The sequence below is a fragment of the Stenotrophomonas sp. 116085_Sma genome, from assembly GCF_056479585.1.
Window position 1 is genome coordinate 4,826,525 of the sequence record NZ_CM151057.1, and the last position, 22,312, is coordinate 4,848,836.

A 22,312-nucleotide genomic window follows, 5' to 3' on the forward strand; every position below is an offset into this window, starting at 1 on the left:
GCTCAGGCCTCGTCGCCGTCGTTGCCTTCGTCCTCGCCGGCCCCATCGCCCTCGGCCAGATCACCCAGCAGCGACTGCGCCTGTTCGGACGCCAACGATTCCACGCCACGCAGGCGTCGTTCGATGGTGCGCGTCTTGCGGCTGGCCTCGCCGATGCTGCGGCCGACCGTGGTGATCTGCTTCTCGGCCTTTTCCAGGATGCCGGCGAACTTGCCGAACTCACTCTTCACCGCACCCAGCAGGCTCCACACTTCGCTGGAGCGCTGCTCGATGGCCAACGTTCGGAAGCCCATCTGCAAGCTGTTGAGCAGGGCAGTGACGGTGGTCGGCCCGGCCACCACCACGCGATGCTCGCGCTGCAACAGGTCGACCAGGCCCGGGCGCCGGATCACTTCGGCGTACAGGCCTTCGGTGGGCAGGAACATCACCGCGAAATCGGTGGTGTGCGGCGGCGCGATGTACTTGTCGCAGATCGACTTGGCCTGCACGCGCACCGCGCGCTCCAGCTGGATGCCCTGCAGGCGCACGCCCTCTGCGTCCCCCTGGTCCTGCGCATCCAGCAGCCGTTCGTAGTCCTCGCGCGGGAACTTGGAGTCGATCGGCAGCCACACGGGCGTGTCATCGCTGCTGCGCCCCGGCAGGCGTACGGCAATGTCGACCATTTCACCGCTGTCCGGCCGCACCTTCACCGCACGTGCGTACTGCTCCTGGGTGAGCGTCTGCTCGAGGATGTTCTCCAGCTGCACTTCACCCCAGCTGCCACGGTTCTTGACGTTGGTCAGCACACGCTTGAGATCGCCGACGCCGGTGGCCAGCTGCTGCATCTCGCCGAGGCCACGCTGCACCTGCTCCAGTCGCTCGGACACCAGCTTGAAAGAGTTGCCCAGGCGCGTTTCCAGCGTCGACTGCAGCTTCTCGTCCACCGTGTGGCGCATCTGCTCCAGCTTCTGTGCGTTGTCGTTCTGCAGCGCGCGCAACTGTTCTTCCAGCGTGGCGCGCATTTCGGCAATGCGCTGTTCGTTGCGCTGGGTCAGTTCCTGCAGGCGCAGGCCCAGGCTTTCGGTCAGGCGCTGCTGCGACTGCGCACCTTCCTCACGGCCCTTGCGCGCATCGTCCACCAATGTCTGCCGCAGCGCGCCAAGCTGGGTGTCGGTGCGCCCGGTGAGCTCCTGCAGCTGCTGGCCGAACGCGTGGATGCGCGCTTCCTGCTGCTGGCCGAAGGTTTCCAGCTGGCCGCGCAGTTCCTGCAGGCGCTGTCCCATCAACGCGGCGCCGCGCTGCTGGCTGTCGGCGGCTTCGGCGCGCGCCTTGCGGGCGTCTTCGCCCAAGGCTTCGCGCAGCAGGTCCAGGCGCTGGTCGGTGCGGGTGGAGAGGTCGGTCAGCGCGCGGGCAAAACCATCGAGCTGTTCGCGCAGTTCGCTGCGCCCGGCGCGTGCCTCCTCGCGCACCGCCTGTTCCAGGCGGTCATGCGGTGGACGGCGCAGCAGGGCGACCAGCTGCAGGATGAGCACGGCCAATAGAAGGCCGCCGATGAGCAGATATTCCGTTTGCATGGCACAAGTGTAGGCTGGCGGAGTCTCAGCTGCTGCGCCGGAACCATGCTCGCTCTGTACGGAAAGCCAACCTCCATCAATGTGCGCAAGGTGCTGTGGCTGTGCGCGGGGCTGGATCTGCCCCTGCACCACGAGCCTGCGCCACCGGCAGACCTGGTGGCCACACTGAATCCGAACCGACAGGTACCGGTGCTGCGCGATGGCGACTTCGTGCTGTGGGAGTCCAACAGCATCTGCCGGTACCTGGCCGTGCTCGCCGGCCGTGACGACCTGCTGCCTGCTGCGGCGCAGGCCCGTGCGCGGGTGGAGCAGTGGATGGACTGGCAGGCCAGCGACCTCAACAGTGCCTGGCGCCACGTGTTCATGGCGCGGGTACGGCAACACCCGGACTACCCGGATGACGCCCGCGCCGAGGCCAGCCTGGCGCAGTGGAACCGGCTGATGGGGGTGCTTGATGCACAGCTGGCCGCCACCGATGGCTACGTGGCGGGCAGCACCTCCACCCTCGCTGATGTCGTGCTGGGGCTGTCGACCCAGCGCTGGCGCAGCACACCGGGCCACAAGCCCGTGCTGTCACACCTCGCGGCGTGGTTCGAACGCCTTCGCCAGCAGCCCGGTTTCGCCGAACACGTCGACAACGGCGTGGCCTGAGGCAGGGGTCAGATCCCTTTCCCAAAGGGAAAGGGATCTGACCCCAACGACGCAGGAAAGGCCTGGTGTTACCAGCCTTCCAGCACGATCTTGCCCTTGGCGCGGTGGCTTTCCAGCAGCGCGTGCGCGCGCCGCAGGTTGGCCGCGTCGATGCGCCCGAAGTGCTCACCGAGCGTGGTCTGCAGCACGCCTGCATCGATCAGCTCGGCCACCCGGTTCAACAGCTCATGCTGGCGCTGCATGTCCGCGGTCCTGTACAGCGGGCGGGTGAACATCGATTCCCAGTGCAGCGACAGCGCCTTGCGCTTGAGCGCAATCACATCCACCTGGCCCGGGTCATCGATCAGGCCGAACTGGCCCTGCGGCGCCAGCAGTTCGACGATCTGCGCGTAGTGCTGGTCGGAATGGGTCAGGCTGGCCACATGCTGCACCTCGCTGATGCCCAGCCGTGCCAGGCCTTCGGCCAGCGGCTGGCTGTGGTCGATCACGTGGTGCGCGCCCATCGCATACACCCAGTCCTGGGTGTCCGGGCGCGATGCGGTGCCAATCACCGTCAGTTTCGTCAGCTTCCGCGCCAGCTGCACCAGGATCGAGCCGACGCCACCGGCGGCACCGATCACCAGCAGGGTCTGGCCCTCGCCACCACCCTCGGGAATACGCAGGCGGTCGAACAGCAGCTCCCAGGCGGTGATCGCAGTCAGCGGCAATGCCGCGGCGGCCGCATCACCGAGGCTGGCCGGCTTGCGACCGACGCTGCGCTCGTCCACCAGCTGGTATTCGGCATTGCTGCCCGGCCGGTCGATCACGCCGGCGTAGTAGACCGCATCGCCGGGCTGGAACAGGGTCACTTCGCTGCCCACGGCGTCGACGATGCCGACCGCATCCCAGCCCAGCACGCGCGGGCCATCGGTGGCCACGCCGCGGCGGACCTTGGTGTCGACCGGGTTCACCGCCACCGCGCGCACCGCCACCCGCAGGTCGCGGGGGCCAGGCTGCGGCAGTTCCAGTTCGATGTCGATCAGGGCCCGGGCGTCGTCGATCGGCAGGCCGGCGTGGGTGTAGGCAATGGCGCGCATGGCAGCGGTCCAGTGGGGAAGGAGTGGACAGGTTGCGCCGCGCAAGGCCGCTCAGAAAGGCGCAGAATCGGGCAGCACTTTCACTCTGGCAATGAAGATGATCCGCTTCGACGATCTGCAGTTGTTCGTCCGCACGGCCGCACTGGGCAGCTTCTCGCAGGCCGCGCGCGAGGCCGACCTGTTGCCCGGCCAGGTCGCTGCCGCCGTGGCGCGGCTGGAGCGCGAACTGGACCTGCGCCTGTTCGTGCGCACCACCCGCAGCCTGCGCCTGACCGGTGAGGGCGCGCTGTACCTGCCGTATGCGCAGGAGGTGCTGGCTACCCTGCGCGAAGGTCGGGCCCGCGTGCAGGGCGAGGACGCCGAACTGCACGGCACGCTGCAGCTGTCGGCGCCATCGGACTTCGGTCGCAACCTGCTGCTGCCGTGGCTGACCGCGTTCCGAGCCGCCCATCCACGGCTGCGCCTGCACCTGCAGCTGTCCGATGAGGTAGCTGACGTGTTCCGCGATCCGGTCGATGTGGCAATCCGCATCGGCCACTTCGACGACGCCAACTACGTGGCCCTGCCCCTGCTCGAAGGCAACCGCCGTGTACTCGCGGCTTCGCCCGATTACCTGCGGCGACGGGGCACGCCCGTGCGCCTGGACGAACTGCGCGAGCACGATTGCCTGGTCTACCAGCTCAGTGGCCGCGCCTACGATCGCTGGTCGTTCGAGGTCGACGGGCGCCGCACCGTGATCCCGGTGCGCGGCCCGCTGGTCTGCGACGACGCCGACGTGGTGCGGCGCTGGGCGGTGGCCGGCGAAGGCATCACCTACAAATCCTGGCTGGACCTGCGCGAAGACGTGCTGGCCGGCCGCCTGCAGCTGCTGCTCGATGGCGTTGGCAGCCACATTCCGCTGCAGCTGGTGTGCCCGCATCGCAAGCAGTTCTCGCCGGCGGTGCGGCAGCTGCACGCGCAGCTGCGCCAGCACCTGCAACCGCTGCTGTCTGGCATGCCCGATGGACTCACCAGCCCCCTGTCGCCCGCCCCGGTGCTGGCCGACAATGACGGCCCCCCGTAAAAGAGAACACCGCCATGCCGTGGATGGGCATCCAGGACCTGTGGACGTTTCTGGTCGCCGTGCTGGTGTTCCTCGCCCTGCCCGGCCCCGGCACCTTCACCCTGCTGACCGCCACCGGCCGAGGCGGCGTGCGCGGTGGCTACACGGCACTGGCCGGCCTGCTGGTCGGTGACCAGATCCTGATGTGGCTGGCGCTGGCCGGCGTGGCTGCGCTGCTCAAAGCCAATCCGCTGGTGTTCCATGCCGTGCAGTACCTGGGTGCGGCCTACCTGGTGTGGGTGGGCATCAGCCTGCTGCGCACGCCCAGGCACGAGGGCGGCGACGCCGGTCCGATCCGCATGCAGCCCGGCCGCTACTTCCAGCAGGCGATCCTGGTCAGCCTGCTCAACCCGAAGGCAATCCTGTTCTACATGGCCTTCCTGCCGTTGTTCATCGATCCCAAGGCACACCAGGGCATCGCCACCTTCGCCGCGCTGGCCGGCATCATCCTGGTGGTCAGCATCGCCTACTGCTCGATGCTGATCGGGGTCGGCAACCTGGCCCGCCGCCGGTTGATCCAGCATCCGCGCATCAGCGATGCGCTGCGCCGGGTGGCCGGCCTGTTCCTGGTGGGGTTCGGCATCCGGCTGGGGTTGAACGGCTGATACCGCCGTCGAGCAGGCTCTGACGCCGCGTCGACCAACCAAGGTTGGCCTCTACCAGAGCGCGGGATCCGGTAGTCGCCGGCCTTGGTGGCGCTGGCGCCACCGGCGTTCATGGTCCCAGAGGCCGTCTGCCAACCAGGGTTGTCCTCTACCGGCCGTGCATTTCGGCACGCAGATGGTCGATGAACACCCGCAGTTTCGGTGCCATGTGCTCGCGTGCCGGGTAGTACAGATGAAAGCCGGCAAAGGGCGGCTGCCAGTCGTCCAGCACCGCCTGCAGGCGCCCGGCCACCAGATCATCGGCTACCAGCGAGGCGAACCCCTGTGCCATGCCCAGCCCGGCCAGCACGGCGGCGTAGGCCAGTTCGGCATCGTTGAACACCAGGCGGCCGGTCACGTCCACCTCCAGATCGTGGCCATCCCGGCTGAACTCCCACGGCATCAACCGGCCATTGGCACGACGGTGGACGATGCACGGATACCCCTGCAGATCATGCGGGCTGGCCGGGATGCCATGCCGCGCGAAGTAATCCGGCGTGGCCACCACCACCTGTCGCTCCGGCGGCCCGATCGGCACCGCGATCATGCCGCGCGCCAGTGATTCACCCAGGCGGATGCCAGCATCGAAGCCCTCAGCCACCAGATCGGTCAGCGCCGGCTCGACGCACAGTTCCACCTCCACCTGCGGGTAGCGCGCCAGGAACGCAGGCAGTGTGGGCAGCACCCGGCGCTCGGCAACGATGCGTGGCAGGGTGATGCGCAGCTTCCCGGCCGGGACCGCGCGCACGCTGTCGAGATCGGCGAACGCCGATTCGATCTGTGCCAGCCCGCCGCGTACATGTGCGAGGAAGCGCGCACCGTGTTCGGTCAGGCCAACCCGGCGCGTCGTCCGCTGCAGCAGGCGCACGCCCATCCGCGCTTCCAGCGCGCGCACGCTCTGCGACAGCGCCGAGGTGGAGACCCCCAGCGCATCGGCGGCGCGGGTAAAGCTGGCATGGTCGGCGACGTGGACGAAGGCAACCACCGCCGACAACGGTGCGGAGGGATCCATTGTGAAGCCACTCTTCATGGTGAGTCCGGTTCCTTCCAGTTTATCCACAGGATCGGGCGACGGATGCTGTGGCTCCCGGCGGTGCAGCCGCCTTCCTGTGAGAGAGCCCCACATGTCGCTGGACCACTACCGCCTGCTTGGCCGCTCCGGCCTTCGCGTCAGCCCGTTGGCACTGGGTACGATGACCTTCGGTGCCGACTGGGGCTGGGGCGCGGACGAAGCCGAGGCCCGCCGCATCTTCGACAGCTACGTCGAACGCGGCGGCAATTTCATCGATACCGCGAACAACTACACCAATGGCAGCGCCGAGACCCTGCTCGGACGCTTCGCCCAGGGCCAGCGCGACCGGCTGGTGATCGCCAGCAAGTACACGCTGGCCACCGTACCCGGCGACCCGAACAATGCCGGCAACCACCGCAAGAGCATGCTGCGCTCGGTGGAGGACAGCCTGCGCCGGCTGGGTACCGACTACCTGGACCTGCTGTACCTGCATGCCTGGGACGACACCACCGGCGTGGACGAGGTGATGCGCGGCTTCGACGACCTGGTCCGCAGCGGCAAGGTGCTCTACGCCGGCATCTCGGACACGCCGGCCTGGCAGATCGCGCGCATGCAGACCCTGGCCGACCTGCGCGGCTGGGCACCGTTTGTGGCGCTGCAGATCGAGTACAGCCTGATCCAGCGCAGCGTCGAGCACGAACTGCTGCCGATGGCCGATACGCTTGGGTTGGGCGTGGTGGCGTGGTCGCCGCTGGGCAGTGGCGTGCTGACCGGCAAATACAGCGCCGCCGACCTGGCCCAGGGCGATGCCCTCGATGCCTCACCGGGTGGCTCACGCCGCAATGTCGCCCTGATCAATGGTGCATTGACCCCACGTTCGCTGCAGATTGCCGAGGAAGTCGGGTTGATCGCCGCCGCTCTTTCGCATTCGCCTGCGCAGGTGGCACTGGCCTGGTTGCTGCAGCGCCCCGGTACCGGCGCGCTGCCGATCATCGGCGCCCGTACCCTTGCGCAGTTCGAGCACAACCTGGCCGCGCTGCAACTGGTGCTGCCGGCCGATGCCCTGGCTCGTCTTGATGCGATCAGTGCGGTGGCGCCTTCGTTCCCACACGATTTCCTGCAGATGCCATTGCCAAGAATGCTGATGAGCGGCGGCACCCGCCTGCGCGCCCGCGGGCGCTGAGGCCCTGGCAGGGAGGGCGCGCTATGCTGGCCTTCCCTGCCGAATGGACGCGCGTGGATGGCCCGGTTGGCTCGCTGTACCCTGCCCTTGCTGCTGCTCGCCGGCACCGCCTCTGGCACTACCGTGCAGGACCATCGCTGCCTGACCGGTGGTCGCAATGACAGCATCCACCTGGAATGGCGCTGGCTGGAGGACGGCCAGTCCGACGTGCGCTACGCGGGCCACCGCGATCGCCTGCCGCTGCGCCGGGTTTCGATGGAGACCACGGTGCTGGCCGAAGATCGCCCCTACCAGTTCGACAGCGTCTGGGAAGAGCATGTCGATGGCCGCCTCAACGGCCGTTACCTGCTGAGCACGCAGGGTGCCCTGGTGCTGGATCTGCGCTACGAACGCGCCCGCGACGGCCGCAGCACCACCTTCCACGACGACCCCGAAGCCTGGCAGGAAGACGGCTGCCACTGGCCCAGCCCCCCCTGAGGCGGTACCGGGCTTACGGCCCTTTATGCCGATTCCGGCAGCCTGCTCGCGGTGCAGCGCGCGGCGTGTCGGGTATGACCCGCGTCAGTGGTAATGCTGCGCTGCGTTCGGTCACACTCGGGGACTTGTCGTTCTTAGTCACCCCTTCCGAGGCCTGCATGTCCCTGTTCCGGCGCAAGTCCCTAGATTCCGTCACCGTCCACGAAGCCGGCAGGCGCCTGATCCCGACGCTCAGCTGGCCGCACCTGATCGCGCTGGGCATCGGCGCCATCGTCGGTACCGGCATCTACACGCTGATCGGCGTGGGTGCCAACCTGGCCGGCCCGGCCGTTCTGATCTCCTTCGCGATTGCCGGTGCGGTCTGCGCCTGCGCGGCACTGTCCTACGCCGAACTGTCGACGATGATGCCGGCCGCCGGCAGTGCCTACACCTACAGCTACAGCGCGCTGGGCGAGGTATTCGCCTGGGTGGTGGGCTGGAGCCTGATCCTGGAGTACTCGCTGGTGGTGAGTACGGTGGCGGTGGGCTGGTCCGGCTACTTCGTCGGCTTCCTCGAATGGGTCCACACCCAGTTCGGCTGGAACGTGCACCTGCCGGCCTGGCTGGCCGCCGGCCCGCACGTGGAAGGCGGCATGATCAACCTGCCGGCGATCATCATCACCTGGCTGGTAGCCGGTATGCTGATGGCCGGCACCAAGGAAAGCGCCACCCTCAACGCCATCCTGGTGGTGTTCAAGCTGATCGCGCTGGCCATCTTCGTGGCGGTGGCCCTGCCCGCCTTCGACAGCAACAACCTGCAGCCGTTCATGCCGTACGGCTTCGCCAAGTCGATGGGCCCCGATGGCGTCGAGCACGGCGTGATGGCGGCAGCGGCAATCATCTTCTTCGCCTTCTACGGCTTCGATGCGATCTCCACTGCTGCGGAGGAAACCAAGAACCCGGGCCGCGACCTTTCGATCGGCATCATCGGTTCGATGATCGGTTGCACCATCGTCTACGTGCTGGTCGCGCTCGCCGCCGTTGGTGCGATGAGCTACGCCGTGTTCGGCCACAGTGCCGAGCCGCTGGCGCTGATCATGCGCCAGCTCGGCCATCCGACCGCGGCAATGGTGATCGGCGTGATCGCGATCATCGCGCTGCCGACCGTGCTGCTGGCCTTCCTGTACGGCCAGAGCCGCATCTTCTTCGTGATGAGCCGCGATGGCCTGCTGCCGCGTGGCCTGTCCAAGGTCAACGCCCGCACCGGCACGCCGGTGGCGACCACGCTGTTCACTGCGGTGGTGGTGTCGGCGCTGGCCGGTGTGGCACGCCTGGACGAGATCGCGGCGCTGGCCAACGCCGGTACCCTGGCCGCGTTCACCGCGGTGGGTATCTGCCTGGTGGTGCTGCGCCTGCGCGAGCCGAACCGCGAGCGCACGTTCCGTACGCCGCTGGCCTTCGTGGTCGGCCCGCTGGCCGCGCTGGGCTGCATCTACCTGTTCCTCAGCCTGCCGCACAGCACCCAGCTGTACTTCCTGCTGTGGAACCTGGTCGGCCTGGTGCTGTACTTGCTGTACAGCCGCCGCCACGCGTTGATCGCGAAGTAAGGAGGCCGCCGGGCATGGCCCGGCGCTCCTCTGTAGAGTCGAGCCATGCTCGGCTCACGGGGTGCCTATCGAAAGCAGTCGAGCATGGCTCGACTCTACAAAGGCGCAGTCGAGCGCCGCTCGACTCTACGGAGCAGCGGCGTACTCCTGCGCCTGGCGCATCACCCGCAGCAGGTTGCCGCCCCAGATGCCGGCAATCTGCTGCTCGGTATAGCCCTTGCGCAGCAGCCACGCGGTGATCTTCGGCAGCTGGCTGACATCGGGCAGATCGCTCAGGCCACCGCCGCCATCCCAGTCCAGGCCGATGCCCACATGTTCCGGGCCGACCACCTTGAGGATGTGCTCGAAGTGGGCGAAGAAGTCGTCCAGGCTGGCATGGCGCACCGGGTGCTCATGGTCCAGCGCCTGTTCGGCGTTGAGCAGAGCCACACCCTGCTCGATGCCCATGCCTTCCCAGCCGCCCAGCTGCTTGCTGAGCGCTTCTTCGGCCTGCTTGCGCTCGGGCGTCTTCGCGGTGTCGATCAGGTAACCGCCATAGGCATTCACCTGGATCACGCCACCGGCCTTGGCCAGCTTGCGCAGGCGCGCATCGTCGAGGTTGCGCGGGTGGTTGTAGATCGCCTTGGCCGAGCTGTGCGAGAGCACGAACGGCACCTGCATCATCGCCAGCAGGTCATCGAACACCGCGTCCGACGCATGCGACTGGTCGATCACGATGCCCAGCTTCACCGCTTGCCGCACCAGGTCCTTGCCGGCCGGGCTCAGGCCTTTCCATTCCGCGCCCTTGGGGTCGGTGGCCGAATCGGCGAACTCGTTGTTGGCGAAATGCACGGTGCTGAGCAGGCGCAGGCCGGCGCGGTGGTAGAACGAGAGCAGGCTCGGGTCAGCCACCAGCGGGCTGGCATTTTCCATGCTGATGTAGACCACGCGCTTGCCGGCGGCCTTGATCCGCGCCGCGTCATCGGCGGTCAATGCCAGCGCGAAACGCTCGGGATTGGCGGCCAGCATTTCGCGGATCTCCAGCAGCCGCTGCAGGCCGTGGTCACGCTCGGCCAGATGGGCGGCGGCGGTGCGGTCGCCCTGGTCGGTGTAGATCGCCCAGAAACCGCCGTCCAGCGCGCCTTCGACCATGCGCGGGTAGTCCACCTGCGAGAGCGCGTTGCGGTCGTGGCGCTGTTCGATGTCGAAGCCGGCGCGGCCGAAATTGGCCGGCGTATCCAGATGGCTGTCGAGGGTGACCAGGCGTTGCTGCAGGGCCTTGGCCCGCGCCAGCTCCTGCGCGCTGAACTCGATGGCATGGGCGGACAGCGGCGCACTCAGCGCCAGGGCAAGCACAACGGACAGACGACGCAACGATGGCATGGGCTCTCACCGGCATTGGGAAGAGCCCGACCATAGCGCTGCGGCCGCGCATTGGGTAGCGCCGGGCCACGCCCGGCGGATCTTGAGGCTGTCAGGCAGATCAGCCGAGCATGGGCTCGGCTCTACAGCGTCCCGCGGTCAATCCACCACGCGGCAGAACACGGCCTTCAGGTAACGCGATTCCTGCACGTGGGCCATGAACGGATGGTCCGGACCGGCGCCAGCCACCTTCAGGATCTGGATCGTGCGGCCGGAGAAATAGGCCGCGCGGCGCAGCATGTCGAGGAACTGGTCCTCGGCCACCAGGCCGGTGCAGGAGAACGTGGCGAACAGGCCGCCCGGCTTCACCACGCCCAGCGCCAGCTTGTTCATGTCCAGGTACTTCTTCAGCGCAGTGATCACCTGGTCGCGGTCGCGGGTCATCTTCGCCGGGTCCAGGATCACCACGTCGTACTGCTCGCCACGGTTGGCGGCATCGCGCAGCCACGGGAAGATGTCGGACTGCACGAACTTCGGGCGCACGTTGTTCAGGCGCGAATTGCCCTTGGCGATCTGGATGACGTCTTCATCGATGTCGATGCCGACCACTTCCGAAGCGCCACGCGCCGCCGCATACACGGCGAAACCGCCGGTGTTGCAGCACAGGTCCAGCACGCTCTTGCCTTCCACCTGCTGGCTCAGCCACTCGCGGTTCTCGCGCTGGTCGGCGAAGAAGCCGGTCTTGTGCGCACCGGCCGGGTCGGCGCGGAACTTGATGCCGTACTCGGTGATCACCGACGCTTCGGTGGTGGTGTTGCCGTGGAAGTCGAAACTTTCCTGCTTCTGCACGTGCTCGTCGGCGAAGCTGTGGAAGCGGCAACCCGGGAACTGCTCGCGCAGGGCGTCGTAGATCCACTCGCGGTGGCGGAACATGCCGGCGGCGAAGAACTCGACCACCACCAGGTCGCCGTAGCGGTCGACCACCAGGCCGGACAGGCCGTCGCCTTCGCTGTGCACCACGCGCCAGGCGTCGGACACCGCGTCCAGCTTCAGCACCTCACGGCGCAGCGACACCGCTTGGGCGATCTTGCGCGAGAACCAGCCGGCATCGACCGGCACGTTCTGATCGGTTTCGAGGATGCGCACGGCGATGCGCGAGTGCCCGTTGTAGAACCCGCGGCCAATGAACTCACCATCGATGCCGACCACGTCGACGATGGAACCGGGCTTGGGCCGGACGGTCGGCTTCTCGACCAGTTTCTGGAAGATCCACGGGTGGCTGGAACGCCACGCATTCTTGAGGCGGACAATCGGAAGGGGGGTATTCATCCACCTATTGTAAACCGGCCGCCGGGGTCGGATCCCCGCAGGGGCTCTGACTCCATTGGGGTTCCCGCCCCGCCCGGGCCCCATTTGACGGCAGCCCGCCCAGACGGCAGAATCGGCGCCAGAAGGGGAGTAGCTCCCAGACGTTGTCGCCGTCATTTCGAGCCCGCAGGCTCCGGTGCAACGGCAGTTCCAGCCGACTGGGACTGCGAGCGAGACCTTCGCCGTACTGGCGAAGCTCTGTCCCTGGATCCCCCTCCCGATCCTCCGTTGCAGATCCTCGCCGTCCGGCCTGGCATTCATCTTTCCAACGGACATTCCCAATGCAGACGATCGGTAACGTGTGGTTGTGGGGCGGCTTCGCAGCGGTGGTGGTCATCGCCCTGCTGGTCGACCTCGTGTTGATGCGCCATGGTGGACCGCACAAGGTCACCTTCAAGGAGGCCCTGTGGTGGTCGATCGGCTGGGTCGCGCTGGCCCTGCTGTTCAACGCCGGCCTCTGGTACTACCTGAATGAGACCGCCGGCCAGGTCGTGGCCAACAAGGTCGGCCTCGAATTCCTGACCGGTTACCTGGTCGAGAAGGCGCTGGCGGTCGACAACATCTTTGTCTTCCTGATGATCATGAGCTACTTCGCGGTGCCGGAGGAGCAGCGCCAGAAGGTGCTGATCATCGGCATCCTGGGTGCGATCGTGCTGCGTACGATCATGATCTTCGCTGGCAGCGTGCTGATCAGCCAGTTCCATTGGCTGCTCTACGTATTCGGCGCCTTCCTGCTCTTCACCGGCTGGAAGATGTGGTTCGCCGCCGGCCAGGAGCCGGACCTGGAGACCAATCCGGCGCTGCGATGGATGCGCAAGCACCTGCGCCTGCTGCCGGACTACGCCGGCAACGCGCTGAGCGTGAAGCGCGATGGCGTGCGCTGGTTCACCCCGCTGTTTGCGGTGCTGATCCTGATCGCGGTCACCGACGTGATCTTCGCGGTGGACAGCATCCCGGCGATCTTCGCGATCACCACCGACCCGTTCATCGTGCTCACCTCCAACGTGTTCGCGGTGCTGGGCCTGCGCGCGATGTTCTTCCTGCTGGCCGGCATGGCCGACCGCTTCCACCTGCTGCCGTACGGGCTGGCGCTGGTGCTGGGCTTCATCGGCATCAAGATGATGATCATCGACCTGTTCAAGATCCCGACCCCGGTGTCGCTGGGCGTGGTCGCGGTGATCATCGCCGCCACCGTGGTGCTGAGCCTGAAGTACCCGCCGAAGGAAGGCGAAGGCCAGGCCTGAGCCTGACCCGTTGAACGGCGCGGCCGGCGGGATTGTCCCGCCGGCCGTTTCCACTCTCCCGCAGCGGTGGCCTTGGTTTCGCGCCACTCACCGCCATTGCTGGGGTATGGACAACAACGCGCCCCTGCCCGCCGGCGACGTGCCGGCCCCCCGCAATGACCGCTCGCGCATCCTGCGGGCGTTCAATGCCAGCCTGGCCGCCGTGCTGGTGCTGGTGGCCGTGTTCGCTCTGCAGGGCACCTTCGACTGGCGGCCCTGGGCCGTGGCGCCACTGGAAGCGAAGGGCCTGATCGGACTCATCGGTGGCCCGATGCTGCATGCCTCGGTCGAGCACATCGCCGCCAACAGCATCGCCATCCTGATCCTGGGCACCCTGGCCGGCAGCGTGTATCCGAAAGCCACCGTACGCGCGCTGCCCCTGCTATGGCTGGGCTCGGGCCTCGGTGCGTGGATGCTGGGCAACCCCGGCAGCGTGCACCTGGGCGCCAGTGGCGTGACCCATGGCCTGATGTTCCTGCTGGCCAGCCTGGGCCTGCTGCGCCGCGACCGCGCGGCAATCGCCACCGGCCTGATCGGCATGCTGTTCTACGGCGGCATGCTGATGACCATCCTGCCGCACGCCGACGGCGTGTCCTGGCAGTCGCACATGGGCGGCGCCTTCGCCGGCATCATCGCCGCGCTGCTGTTCCGCAACGCCGACCCGCTGCCGCCGCGCCAGCGCTACAGCTGGGAAGACGAGGAGGACGAGGTCGAGCCGCTGGCCGACGACGAGCTGGAGCCGCCGTCACCGCAGCGCGTGCCGGTGCTGTGGCAGCCGCGCGAAGGACAGGACTACGTGGTGATTCCGTTCCGCCGCCCGGACGAGCCGCGCGGTTGATCGGTGACGGGGTCGGATCCCCGAAGGGGCTCTGACCCCATCCGGCATCTTCATGACCCGGTAGTGGCCGACCTTGGTCGGCGCTCCTGCTGCATGCCAACCAAGGTTGGCAACTACCAGAGCACGCGGACCAGCGCGGGTCAGTCCGCCGCGTTGCCCGCCGCGCCCATTCCATCCACCGCCTGCCGGCCCAGCGCCGGGTCATCGGTGAAGAACGCATCGATGCCGGTGGCCAGGTAGGCACGCATTTCGGCGATCGATCCTTCGGCATTGCGCGCGTTGTCGGCGCCCTTGCGCAGGTTGCTGGCCTGGAAATGGTTCTCCGGGCGGAAGGTATACGGGATCACCATCAGCCCCGCCGCATGCGCATCGCGCACCAGCGAGGTCGGCGTGCCCAGTGCACCCTTGGCATCCAGCGGAATGATCGAGCGCAACTCCGGACCGATGCTGTCGGCGTAGCCGGCGACGTCCTTCAGCCCGGCCGGGGTCATCATCTGCGCGTAGGTCAGCTTTCCACCAGCCTTGGCGATGTCGGCCGGCTGGGTATCGCCCTTCCACAGCAGCTGCAGCAGGCGGATGTTGCTGCCACGCGGGATCTTGCCGCGCAGGTAACGCAGGTTGGCGATCTCGAACGACTGGATGGTGACCGGGCCGACGTTGGTATAGGCGTTGCCGCGCAGCGCGGCCAGCAGCTTGTCTTCCATCGGCAGGCCGATCGACTGGAAGTAGGTCGGGTGCTTGATCTCCGGCACCAGGCCGATGCCGCGGTTGGCGCGCCCGGCCTGCTGGACCAGGAAGGCCAGGATCTCGTCCAGGCTGGCGATGCGGAACTGGCCGTCATAGGCGGTGCTGCGCAGTTCCGGCAGGCGCTCGCGCGCGTACAGGGTCTTCAGCTCGGCCAGGGTGAAGTCTTCGGTGAACCAGCCATCAACCTTCTGCCCGTCGATGACCTTGCTGGTGCGGCGGCTGGCGAATTCCGGATGCGAGGCCACATCAGTGGTGCCGCTGATCTCGTTCTCGTGACGGGCCACCATCACCCCGTCCCTGGTCATCACCAGGTCCGGCTCGATGTAGTCGGCGCCGTCGGCGATGGCCTGGGCGTAGGCCGCCAGGGTGTGCTCGGGCAGCAGCGCGCTTGCGCCGCGATGGCCGTAGACCGACACCTTGGGCGCGGCCGGGGTGGAGGATTCAGCACTCATGGCCACCGATGGTGCCACGGCCAGCGACAACAGCAACGCACAACCCCACGACTTCACTGCGACTTCCCCAAGCGGTATGTGATGGGCGTCAGTATGAGGCGGCAATGTGACAGGCGGGGGAAGCGTGCACCTGTAGAGCCGAGCCCATGCTCGGCTGACGGGTAGAACCGCCGAGCATGGGCTCGGCTCTACAGTTACTTCCCGATGCAGAAACTGGAGAAGATCCGTCCCAACAGGTCATCGGCGCTCATCTGCCCGGTGATCTCGCCCAGCGCGTCATGCGCCAGCCGCAGCTCCTCGGCGGCCAGTTCCAGGTGTTCGTGCGCCAGCTCGCCATCGGCGCGCTGTGCGTGTTCCTGTGCGCGTTCGATCGCATCCACGTGGCGTGTGCGTGCGGAGAACTCACCGTCCACCTGCTCCCCTGCCCCGGCAGAGGCAATCGAGCGCAGACGCGCATGCAGGTCTTCCAGGCCGGCACCAGTCGCGGCCGAAACGAACACGCGGTCCGGGTCATCCAGCGCCGGCAACGCTTCCAGCAGGTCCGACTTGTTGTGGATGTAGACCCTGTGCGGCACCGCCGCTACGGCATCACGCAGCGCGGCCTCACCGGCCGCCGGATCGCGCGCGTCCAGGACGATCAACGCCAGATCGGTACGCTCGATCTCCACGTGGGCGCGGCGCATGCCTTCGCGTTCGATGGCGTCACCGCCGTCGCGCAGGCCGGCGGTGTCGACCAGGGTCAGCTCCAGGCCGTCCAGGCGGATGGTCTCGCGCAGGGTGTCGCGGGTGGTACCGGCGATGTCGGTGACGATGGCGCGCTCGCTACCGGCCAGCGCGTTGAGCAGTGAACTCTTGCCCGCATTCGGCGGACCGATCAGCACCGCGTGCAGGCCATCGCGGAGGCGACGGCCGCGTTCGGCATCGCGGCGCAGAATGGCCAGATCGCTGCGCGCCTGTTCCAGCCCACGCCGCACCTGCGCGCCACCGAGGGTATCCAGCGGTTCGTCAGCGAAGTCGATGGCCGCTTCCACATGGATGCGCAGCAGCACAAGCTGTTCGACCACGGCCTCGATGCGGCGCGAGAACACGCCATCCAGCGAGCGGCGTGCCGCGCGCGCGGCGCGGTTGTCACCGGCGGCGATCAGGTCGGCGATGGCCTCGGCCTGGGCCAGATCGAGCTTGCCGTTGAGGAAGGCGCGTTCGCTGAACTCGCCCGGCCGCGCCTGGCGGGCGCCCAGTGCGATGCAGCGCGCGACCAGTTGCTGCAGCAGCACCGGACTACCGTGGCCCTGCAGTTCCACCACTTCCTCGCCGGTGAAGCTGTTCGGCGCCGGGAACCACAGCACGATGCCATCGTCGATGACCTCGCCGTCGGCATCGCGCAGGCGCGCGTAGTGCGCATGGCGCGGCCGCAGCGCGGGCGCGCCCAGCGCGTTGGCGATCACCGCGGCGCGCGGGCCGGACAGGCGCAGCAGGCCGACACCGCCGGCGCCCGGCGCACTGGCAATCGCCACGATGGTGTCGGTGCGGATCGCGTCGTTCATGGCTCAGAGCTTCTCCAGCTGCGCGCGCGCCTGCGCCGCACCGCTGCCCTGTGGCTGCAGCGCCAGGTAAGTGGTGTAGGCCTGCTTCGCCTTGGGCTTGTCGCCCGCGTTGAAGTAGGCATCGCCCAGATTCAGATAGGCCACGGCGCGCGAGGGATCGATGTTCAGCGTGTTCTCCAGCCAGCGTGCGGCTTCAGCGTAGCGCTGCTGGCGGTAATAGACGAAGCCGAGGTTGTTGGCAGCCTGGGCAAAGTCCGGGCGAAGCTTCAGCGCCTCGGTGAACTGCGCCACCGCCTCGTCGTACTGCTTCTCGCGGTACAGCAGCAGGCCGCGGTCATTGGCCTGCTGCGCGCGCTGGCGATCCGATGCCGGGCCCGCAGTGGGCACCACCAGCTTGGCTTTGCCGCCCTGCAGGTCAGCCACGGTCACCGGTGCCTGGCTGCCTTTGGCTTCGCTGGCGGCTTCAACCTTGTTGTTCAGTGCGATCGCGTCGGCGGTCAGCTGGCGCGTATCGGCGTTGAGGAATTCCTGGCTGTCCGGCACCTGGAACACGAACTCGCCGCCCTGGGAACCGGGCAGGCTGCCGAACGCCGGCGTCTGGTGCGAAACGGCCGAGACGGCCGGCGCCACGTAGGCGGCCAGTTCGGTACCCGTGATCAGGCCATCGCCGTTGAGGTCGCCCTTGCCGGCCAGCGCCTGCAGCAGTACCCACGTAAACACCGAATGGCCATTGGGGCCGGCGTCGGCCACCTGCTGGTCGGCACCGCCGGCGGTCAGCATCTGGCGCGCGCTGCGGCGTGCGTTCTCGCGCAGGAACGACGACGACGAAGGGCCGCCACGGGTCAGGCCCAGGCCGCTGTAGCAGGCATCCATCACGAACATCACATGCTTGGCCTGCATGCTCTCGGCGATGTTCTGGATGTCGGTCATCGCGATGGCGTCGGTAGCGAATTCCTTCGGGTCCGAATCAACCGGGATGATGTAGCCGAGGTCGCGCCCGGAGGCGAGCTTGCGGGTAGCACCATGGCCGGCGAAGAACACGAACACACGGTCGTTCTTTCCGGTGCGGTCATCGGCCAGGCGGTCGTGGAAGGCGGCCAGGATGTTGTTGCGGGTGGCCTGCTCGTTCTTCAGCACGATCACCTGCGAGGACGGGAAGCCGAACTGTCCGGTCAATGTGTCGGCCACTGCCTGCGCGTCATGGCTGGCGTACTCCAGCTTCGGCCACTTGGCGTAGTTGTCGATGCCGACCACGATCGCCCACGACTTCTCGTAGCCGGTGGTGACGGTGGCGGCACCGGTGTCGCCCTTGCGCGCGCGCGCAACGGTGAAGTCGCGGCCGTTCCAGCCTGCGAACTGGTAGCCATCGGCAATCAGGCGGTCGAGGATCTGCGGCAGCGCCTTCACCGCACGATCGTGGATGTCGTGGAACAGGATGATGCCGCGCTGTTCCTTGTTCACCTGGTCGAGCACGCGCTGCACAATCGACTCCGGCACCGGATCGGCCCAGTCCATCGAGTCGATGTTCCACATGATCGATTTCAGCCCGGCCTCGTTGAGCAGCTGCAGGCCTTCGGCGTTGCGCGCGCCATAAGGGAAGCGGAACAGCGGTGCACGCTTGCTGTCGACGTCCTTCAGCAGCGTGTCGGTGTCCAGCACCTGCTGGCGCAGCGCATCACCGGTGGTGCGCGAGAGCTGGGCGTGGGTCAGGCTGTGGTTGCCCACCGCATAGCCCTCTTCCATCAGGTTGCGACTGATCTTCGCCATCGGGCCGAGACTGACCTTGCCATCGGCTTCCACCTTGCCCAGGTTGCGGCCCACTTCGAAGAACACGCCCGGCACGTCGTAACGCTTGAGGATGGCCACCACTTCATCGGTGTAGGCCTTGTGCGGGCCATCGTCGAAGGTCAGCACCACGGTCTTGGCGGGCAGGTCGCGGCCGAAGATCTCGCGGTCGCTGTCCTTCATCGACATCGGATACGGCTCGATCACGCCATAATCGCGCAGGATCGCTTCGCGGCTGTAGTCCTTGTGCAGGTGGGCGATGTAGTCCTCCCACTTCTCGCGCTTGAGCTCGATGGCACGGGTGCGCTCGAAGCGGCTGAAGATGCGGGTCAGTTCCTGGTTGTAGTTGCGTTCGATCTCATCGAGCGCTTCCAGGTCCTCGCCGATGCGCTGGTGCAGCTTCACCGCCGGCAGCGAAGAGTCGGTGCCAACGCGCTCATGCAGATCGCGCAGCACTTCGCGGAAAGCCAGGCGGTCGGCGTCTAACAGTTCCGGCGCCGACTCGATGTAGTCCAGCACGGTGCCGAGGGTGGCGAAGCGCTGAGGGCTGGAACCACGCAGCAGCGCATCGAACTGTGCGGCGATCGCCGTGCGCTGTTCCAGCCCATCGTGGAACAGCTGCTGGCCCACGCGCGTGGAGGTGCCGCGGTCGGCGGCCGACTGCTGTTCCTCGTCAGCCAGCAGCACGATGATCCGGCGGTACCCGTCGAGCTGCTTCTGCAACGCAGCCAGCAACGGTGCGGCGGCCGGATCGGCGGCCGCCGCCGCCTGCGCGCTGGGCTGGGTGACGGTGGTCGCCGGTGCCTTCGCGGCCTTGTCACCACAGCTGGCAACGACCAGGGTGAGCAGCAGCGAAGGCAGGAACAGGCGGAACGACGACGCACGCGGCATGGCGGACTCGGAAGTGGGAGGAACGGTGTGCGGGGAATTCTAACGCCGCATGCGAAAAGCCCGCCTTGCGGCGGGCTTCTCGCGTCGATCGGGGCGGTAGAGTCGACTGTTAGTCGACTGCTCCATCCCCAACGCCAGTCGACTAACAGTCGACTCTACAGGTCGGCGTTACTTCTTCTTGACCGGGGCCGGGGCGGTGGTGGCCGGGACCGGCTCGCCGCCATGGCGCTTGGTCATCCACCACTGCTGCAGCAGGCCCAGGCCACCGTTCACCACCCAGTACAGCACCAGGCCGGACGGCATGAAGGCCATCATGACGCCGAACACCAGCGGCATGAACTGCATCATCTTCTGCTGCATCGGGTCCATGCCCGGTGCCGGCGTCAGCTTCTGGGTGAACCACATCACCGCCACGTTGATGACCGGCAGGATGAAGTACGGGTCGCGTGCGGTCAGGTCCTGGATCCAGCCCAGCCACGGCGCCTGGCGCAGTTCGACCGACTCGACCAGCACCCAGTACAAAGCGAAGAAGATCGGCATCTGGATGAGGATCGGCAGGCAGCCGCCCATCGGATTGATCTTTTCCTTCTTGTACAGCTCCATCATCGCGGTCTGGAACTTCTGGCGGTCATCGCCATAGCGTTCCTTCAGCTGCGCGATGCGCGGCTGGAAGCGACGCATCTTGGCGCCGCTCTTGTACTGCACGGCCGACAGCGGGTACAGCACCAGCTTCAGCAGCACCACCAGGCCGACAATCGCCCAGCCCCAGTTGCCGACCAGCTTGTGCACCTGGTTCAGCACCCAGAACAGGCCCTGGCCGATCACCGCCATCATCGAGAAGCGGCTGTAGTCGACCACGCGGTCCAGGCCCGGCACGTCTTCCTTGGCGATCAGGTTGACCAGCTTCGGGCCGACCCACAGGCGGGCTTCGGTACTGGTGGACTGGCCCGGGGCCACGGTGAAGGCCGGGCCACGCGCCTCGATCAGGTCACGACCGGCCACCTGCGACAGCACGTAGTGCGCGGTCTGGTCCTTCTGCGGGATCCAGGCGGTGAAGAAGTGGTGCTGCAGCATCGCCAGCCAGCCGCCGGTGATGTTCTGGTTCAGCGTGCCGTCTTCCAGGTAGTCCTTGAACGCACGACGCTGGTACTTCTTGTCGTTGTCGTACCAGGTGGCACCGTTGAAGCTGAACGAATCCGGGTTGGTCATGCTCCGCGACAGGATGGTCGGGGTGCGGTCCAGGGTGCGGTAGACGTAGCCGTTCCACGGCGCGGCGCCGGCATTGCTGACTTCGTCCTTGAATCGCACGGCGTACTCGTTGCGCGAGACGGTCAGGGTGCGCTTGATGGTCACGCCGTTGTCGGCGGTCCACACGAACGGGATCTGCAGCTCGTTCTGGCCCTTGGCCAGCACGAAGTCCTTGGTGTCACCGACCAGCTTGAAGCCATCGGCGCCCGGCACCGGGGTGTTCTTGTCTTCGCTGGCCCAGCCACTGATCGCGCTGTACGGATGCGCGGGGTCTTCGGTCAGCAGGCGGACCGGCGGGCTGCCCTCGTCCTTGGTCTGCGGGAACTGCAGCAGCTCGGCGTCCAGCACGCGGCCGCCGTCCAGCACCAGGCGCAGCACGTCGGTGGTGACGGTCACGCGCTGGCTGGCCGGGGTGGCGCTGGCCTGGGCCTGCACGGCCGCCTGGCCCGGTGCGCCCGGCACCTGGGCGCTGGGGATGGCGCCCGGGGTCGCGCCCGGAACACTCTGTGCGGCGGTCGGGGCCGACGTGGTCGTCGGTGCCGGGGTCGGGGCAGCCTTTTCACGGCTCCACTCCATCCACAGCAGCACGGCCACCATCAGCCAGGCAAAAATGAGGAATACGCGGGTCTGGTTCATCAGCGGACAGGCTCGGCGGGGCCGGGACGCGATGCCGGCTCGGTCAAAGAAGGAGTTGCGATGCCATCAGGCGGCGGCATTGTGCCGTCCACGCCCGGCGTGGGCAATGCACGCAGGCGACGCAGCAGGCGCAGGAAGGCCTGGCGGATCTCGTCGTTGCTGGCGGAACGCGCAGCACTACGGGCCACGACGACAAAGTCGCCTGGCTGGATGTCGGTACGTGTCTGACGCAGGATGTCGCGCAGGACGCGCTTGATCCGGTTACGCCCGACGGCGTTCGGATCAACCTTGCGGGAAACCGCCAGACCCAGCCTGGCCGGCCGGTCAGCCGGCAGCCAGTGCAGGGTCATCAGCGGATCGGACACACGGCGGGCGCCGTTGAAGACCGTTGAATATTCGGCACGCGTGCGAACCCGCGCAGAGCGAGGGAATCGCTTGCGCGGGTCTGCAGTATTCACTGTCGAAGGGATTGCGTCTGCCGCGAGGTGCGGCATGGCAATCAGGCGCTCAGGACTTTGCGGCCCTTGGCGCGGCGACGCGACAGGATCTTGCGGCCGTCAGCGGTCTTCATACGGGCACGGAAGCCGTGGTCGCGCTTACGCTTGAGGTTGCTGGGCTGGTAGGTGCGCTTCGTGGCCATTGGGGGCCTCTCGTATGAATGGGACGGAAAGAACCGGAAATTCTAGAGAGGTACCCCGGCCCAAGTCAACCCCTGGCAGCTACGCGAATTCACCGGGCTGTGCAATAGCTGTGGATGTTTTTGTGAATAAGTAGGGGACAAGCATTCCGAAGGCGGGCGCTCGGTGGTAGTCTGAGCCATCCATTTCCCCCCTTTCCGGCCTGTGTTTGGGCGCCTTGTCGCGTCCATGCCCCGGCCACCGGACGATTATTGCTG

At 67.1% G+C, this 22,312-nt stretch carries 19 protein-coding genes; 8 read left to right on the forward strand and 11 right to left on the reverse strand.

The genetic code is table 11. The features are described 5' to 3' along the window. Positions 1-2: 2 nt before the first annotated feature. A complete protein-coding gene (locus tag ACZK0Z_RS22265) occupies positions 3-1,553 on the reverse strand; it encodes a DNA recombination protein RmuC (protein WP_049429200.1) in 1,551 nt (516 codons plus the stop codon). Between the two features lie 45 nt (positions 1,554-1,598). Between ACZK0Z_RS22265 and ACZK0Z_RS22270 the strand changes: the two genes are divergently transcribed. Continuing rightward, complete coding sequence (locus ACZK0Z_RS22270; RefSeq protein ID WP_197632695.1) at positions 1,599-2,204, forward strand: glutathione S-transferase N-terminal domain-containing protein; 606 nt, start codon at positions 1,599-1,601, stop codon at positions 2,202-2,204. 68 nt (positions 2,205-2,272) lie between these two features. Here the strand turns inward: ACZK0Z_RS22270 and ACZK0Z_RS22275 are convergent, their stop codons facing one another. Then, positions 2,273-3,280 carry a zinc-binding alcohol dehydrogenase family protein gene (locus ACZK0Z_RS22275; protein WP_197632694.1) on the reverse strand — a complete coding sequence of 336 codons (1,008 nt, stop codon included), beginning with the start codon at positions 3,278-3,280 and terminating at the stop codon, positions 2,273-2,275. Positions 3,281-3,371: 91 nt separating this feature from the next. On the opposite strand from ACZK0Z_RS22275, the gene ACZK0Z_RS22280 reads away from it, so the two are divergent. Both ACZK0Z_RS22280 and leuE read left to right on the forward strand, forming a co-directional pair. Continuing rightward, entirely contained in the window at positions 3,372-4,343 is a 972-nt protein-coding gene (locus ACZK0Z_RS22280) for a LysR family transcriptional regulator (protein ID WP_065428073.1), read from the forward strand. A 14-nt stretch (positions 4,344-4,357) separates the two neighbouring features. Beyond that, the gene (gene leuE / locus ACZK0Z_RS22285; protein ID WP_049429196.1) at positions 4,358-4,987 is read left to right on the forward strand and encodes a leucine efflux protein LeuE; all 630 of its coding nucleotides are present in this window, start codon (positions 4,358-4,360) and stop codon (positions 4,985-4,987) included. A gap of 148 nt (positions 4,988-5,135) precedes the next feature. On the opposite strand, the gene ACZK0Z_RS22290 is transcribed toward leuE, so the two are convergent. Beyond that, entirely contained in the window at positions 5,136-6,038 is a 903-nt protein-coding gene (locus ACZK0Z_RS22290) for a LysR family transcriptional regulator (protein WP_049429195.1), read from the reverse strand. Between the two features lie 97 nt (positions 6,039-6,135). Here ACZK0Z_RS22290 and ACZK0Z_RS22295 point away from each other — a divergent pair, with 97 nt between their 5' ends. From ACZK0Z_RS22295 to ACZK0Z_RS22305, 3 genes are all read left to right on the forward strand, one after another. Next, the gene (locus ACZK0Z_RS22295; protein ID WP_197632692.1) at positions 6,136-7,221 is read left to right on the forward strand and encodes an aldo/keto reductase; all 1,086 of its coding nucleotides are present in this window, start codon (positions 6,136-6,138) and stop codon (positions 7,219-7,221) included. 57 nt (positions 7,222-7,278) lie between these two features. Then, positions 7,279-7,698, forward strand: coding sequence for a hypothetical protein (locus ACZK0Z_RS22300; protein ID WP_049429193.1), 420 nt, complete (start codon positions 7,279-7,281; stop codon positions 7,696-7,698). A gap of 158 nt (positions 7,699-7,856) precedes the next feature. Further along, a complete protein-coding gene (locus ACZK0Z_RS22305; RefSeq protein ID WP_197619878.1) occupies positions 7,857-9,284 on the forward strand; it encodes an amino acid permease in 1,428 nt (475 codons plus the stop codon). 126 nt (positions 9,285-9,410) lie between these two features. Here the strand turns inward: ACZK0Z_RS22305 and ACZK0Z_RS22310 are convergent, their stop codons facing one another. Together ACZK0Z_RS22310 and ACZK0Z_RS22315 are read right to left on the reverse strand one after the other, a co-directional pair. After that, entirely contained in the window at positions 9,411-10,646 is a 1,236-nt protein-coding gene (locus tag ACZK0Z_RS22310) for a dipeptidase (RefSeq protein ID WP_049429191.1), read from the reverse strand. Between the two features lie 138 nt (positions 10,647-10,784). Continuing rightward, entirely contained in the window at positions 10,785-11,954 is a 1,170-nt protein-coding gene (locus tag ACZK0Z_RS22315; RefSeq protein WP_010487449.1) for a class I SAM-dependent rRNA methyltransferase, read from the reverse strand. A 320-nt stretch (positions 11,955-12,274) separates the two neighbouring features. Here ACZK0Z_RS22315 and ACZK0Z_RS22320 point away from each other — a divergent pair, with 320 nt between their 5' ends. Continuing rightward, the gene (locus ACZK0Z_RS22320; RefSeq protein WP_010487446.1) at positions 12,275-13,237 is read left to right on the forward strand and encodes a TerC family protein; all 963 of its coding nucleotides are present in this window, start codon (positions 12,275-12,277) and stop codon (positions 13,235-13,237) included. Positions 13,238-13,343: 106 nt separating this feature from the next. Next, positions 13,344-14,114, forward strand: a complete 771-nt coding sequence (locus tag ACZK0Z_RS22325; RefSeq protein WP_197632690.1) for a rhomboid family intramembrane serine protease — start codon at positions 13,344-13,346, stop codon at positions 14,112-14,114. A gap of 140 nt (positions 14,115-14,254) precedes the next feature. Here ACZK0Z_RS22325 and ACZK0Z_RS22330 read toward each other — a convergent pair whose 3' ends face one another. The 6 genes from ACZK0Z_RS22330 to rpmH form a co-directional block, all read right to left on the reverse strand. After that, complete coding sequence (locus tag ACZK0Z_RS22330; RefSeq protein ID WP_197632689.1) at positions 14,255-15,370, reverse strand: glycerophosphodiester phosphodiesterase; 1,116 nt, start codon at positions 15,368-15,370, stop codon at positions 14,255-14,257. 137 nt (positions 15,371-15,507) lie between these two features. Continuing rightward, positions 15,508-16,857: a tRNA uridine-5-carboxymethylaminomethyl(34) synthesis GTPase MnmE gene (mnmE, locus tag ACZK0Z_RS22335; protein WP_197632688.1), complete on the reverse strand. Its 1,350-nt coding sequence runs from the start codon at positions 16,855-16,857 to the stop codon at positions 15,508-15,510. 3 nt (positions 16,858-16,860) lie between these two features. Next, entirely contained in the window at positions 16,861-19,533 is a 2,673-nt protein-coding gene (locus tag ACZK0Z_RS22340; protein ID WP_197632687.1) for a polysaccharide deacetylase family protein, read from the reverse strand. A 168-nt stretch (positions 19,534-19,701) separates the two neighbouring features. Further along, positions 19,702-21,417: a membrane protein insertase YidC gene (gene yidC, locus ACZK0Z_RS22345; RefSeq protein ID WP_049429186.1), complete on the reverse strand. Its 1,716-nt coding sequence runs from the start codon at positions 21,415-21,417 to the stop codon at positions 19,702-19,704. Beyond that, complete coding sequence (gene rnpA / locus ACZK0Z_RS22350) at positions 21,417-21,911, reverse strand: ribonuclease P protein component (protein WP_080355007.1); 495 nt, start codon at positions 21,909-21,911, stop codon at positions 21,417-21,419. Before rnpA ends, yidC begins: the two co-directional genes overlap by 1 nt. A 5-nt stretch (positions 21,912-21,916) precedes the next feature. After that, a complete protein-coding gene (rpmH, locus tag ACZK0Z_RS22355) occupies positions 21,917-22,057 on the reverse strand; it encodes a 50S ribosomal protein L34 (RefSeq protein WP_005411729.1) in 141 nt (46 codons plus the stop codon). Positions 22,058-22,312 lie beyond the last annotated feature (255 nt).

Excerpts from the sequence above, each read along its gene's own strand:
- ACZK0Z_RS22315 (WP_010487449.1), bottom strand. The coding sequence starts at position 11,954 with ATGAATACCCCCCTTCCGATTGTCCGCCTCAAGAATGCGTGGCGTTCC.
- ACZK0Z_RS22320 (WP_010487446.1), top strand. The coding sequence starts at position 12,275 with ATGCAGACGATCGGTAACGTGTGGTTGTGGGGCGGCTTCGCAGCGGTG.
- ACZK0Z_RS22265 (WP_049429200.1), bottom strand. The coding sequence starts at position 1,553 with ATGCAAACGGAATATCTGCTCATCGGCGGCCTTCTATTGGCCGTGCTC.
- ACZK0Z_RS22340 (WP_197632687.1), bottom strand. The coding sequence starts at position 19,533 with ATGCCGCGTGCGTCGTCGTTCCGCCTGTTCCTGCCTTCGCTGCTGCTC.
- ACZK0Z_RS22300 (WP_049429193.1), top strand. The coding sequence starts at position 7,279 with ATGGCCCGGTTGGCTCGCTGTACCCTGCCCTTGCTGCTGCTCGCCGGC.
- ACZK0Z_RS22325 (WP_197632690.1), top strand. The coding sequence starts at position 13,344 with ATGGACAACAACGCGCCCCTGCCCGCCGGCGACGTGCCGGCCCCCCGC.
- rpmH (WP_005411729.1), bottom strand. The coding sequence starts at position 22,057 with ATGGCCACGAAGCGCACCTACCAGCCCAGCAACCTCAAGCGTAAGCGC.
- ACZK0Z_RS22310 (WP_049429191.1), bottom strand. The coding sequence starts at position 10,646 with ATGCCATCGTTGCGTCGTCTGTCCGTTGTGCTTGCCCTGGCGCTGAGT.
- ACZK0Z_RS22305 (WP_197619878.1), top strand. The coding sequence starts at position 7,857 with ATGTCCCTGTTCCGGCGCAAGTCCCTAGATTCCGTCACCGTCCACGAA.
- ACZK0Z_RS22275 (WP_197632694.1), bottom strand. The coding sequence starts at position 3,280 with ATGCGCGCCATTGCCTACACCCACGCCGGCCTGCCGATCGACGACGCC.
- ACZK0Z_RS22290 (WP_049429195.1), bottom strand. The coding sequence starts at position 6,038 with ATGGATCCCTCCGCACCGTTGTCGGCGGTGGTTGCCTTCGTCCACGTC.
- yidC (WP_049429186.1), bottom strand. The coding sequence starts at position 21,417 with ATGAACCAGACCCGCGTATTCCTCATTTTTGCCTGGCTGATGGTGGCC.
- ACZK0Z_RS22270 (WP_197632695.1), top strand. The coding sequence starts at position 1,599 with ATGCTCGCTCTGTACGGAAAGCCAACCTCCATCAATGTGCGCAAGGTG.
- mnmE (WP_197632688.1), bottom strand. The coding sequence starts at position 16,857 with ATGAACGACGCGATCCGCACCGACACCATCGTGGCGATTGCCAGTGCG.
- rnpA (WP_080355007.1), bottom strand. The coding sequence starts at position 21,911 with ATGCCGCACCTCGCGGCAGACGCAATCCCTTCGACAGTGAATACTGCA.
- leuE (WP_049429196.1), top strand. The coding sequence starts at position 4,358 with ATGCCGTGGATGGGCATCCAGGACCTGTGGACGTTTCTGGTCGCCGTG.
- ACZK0Z_RS22280 (WP_065428073.1), top strand. The coding sequence starts at position 3,372 with ATGAAGATGATCCGCTTCGACGATCTGCAGTTGTTCGTCCGCACGGCC.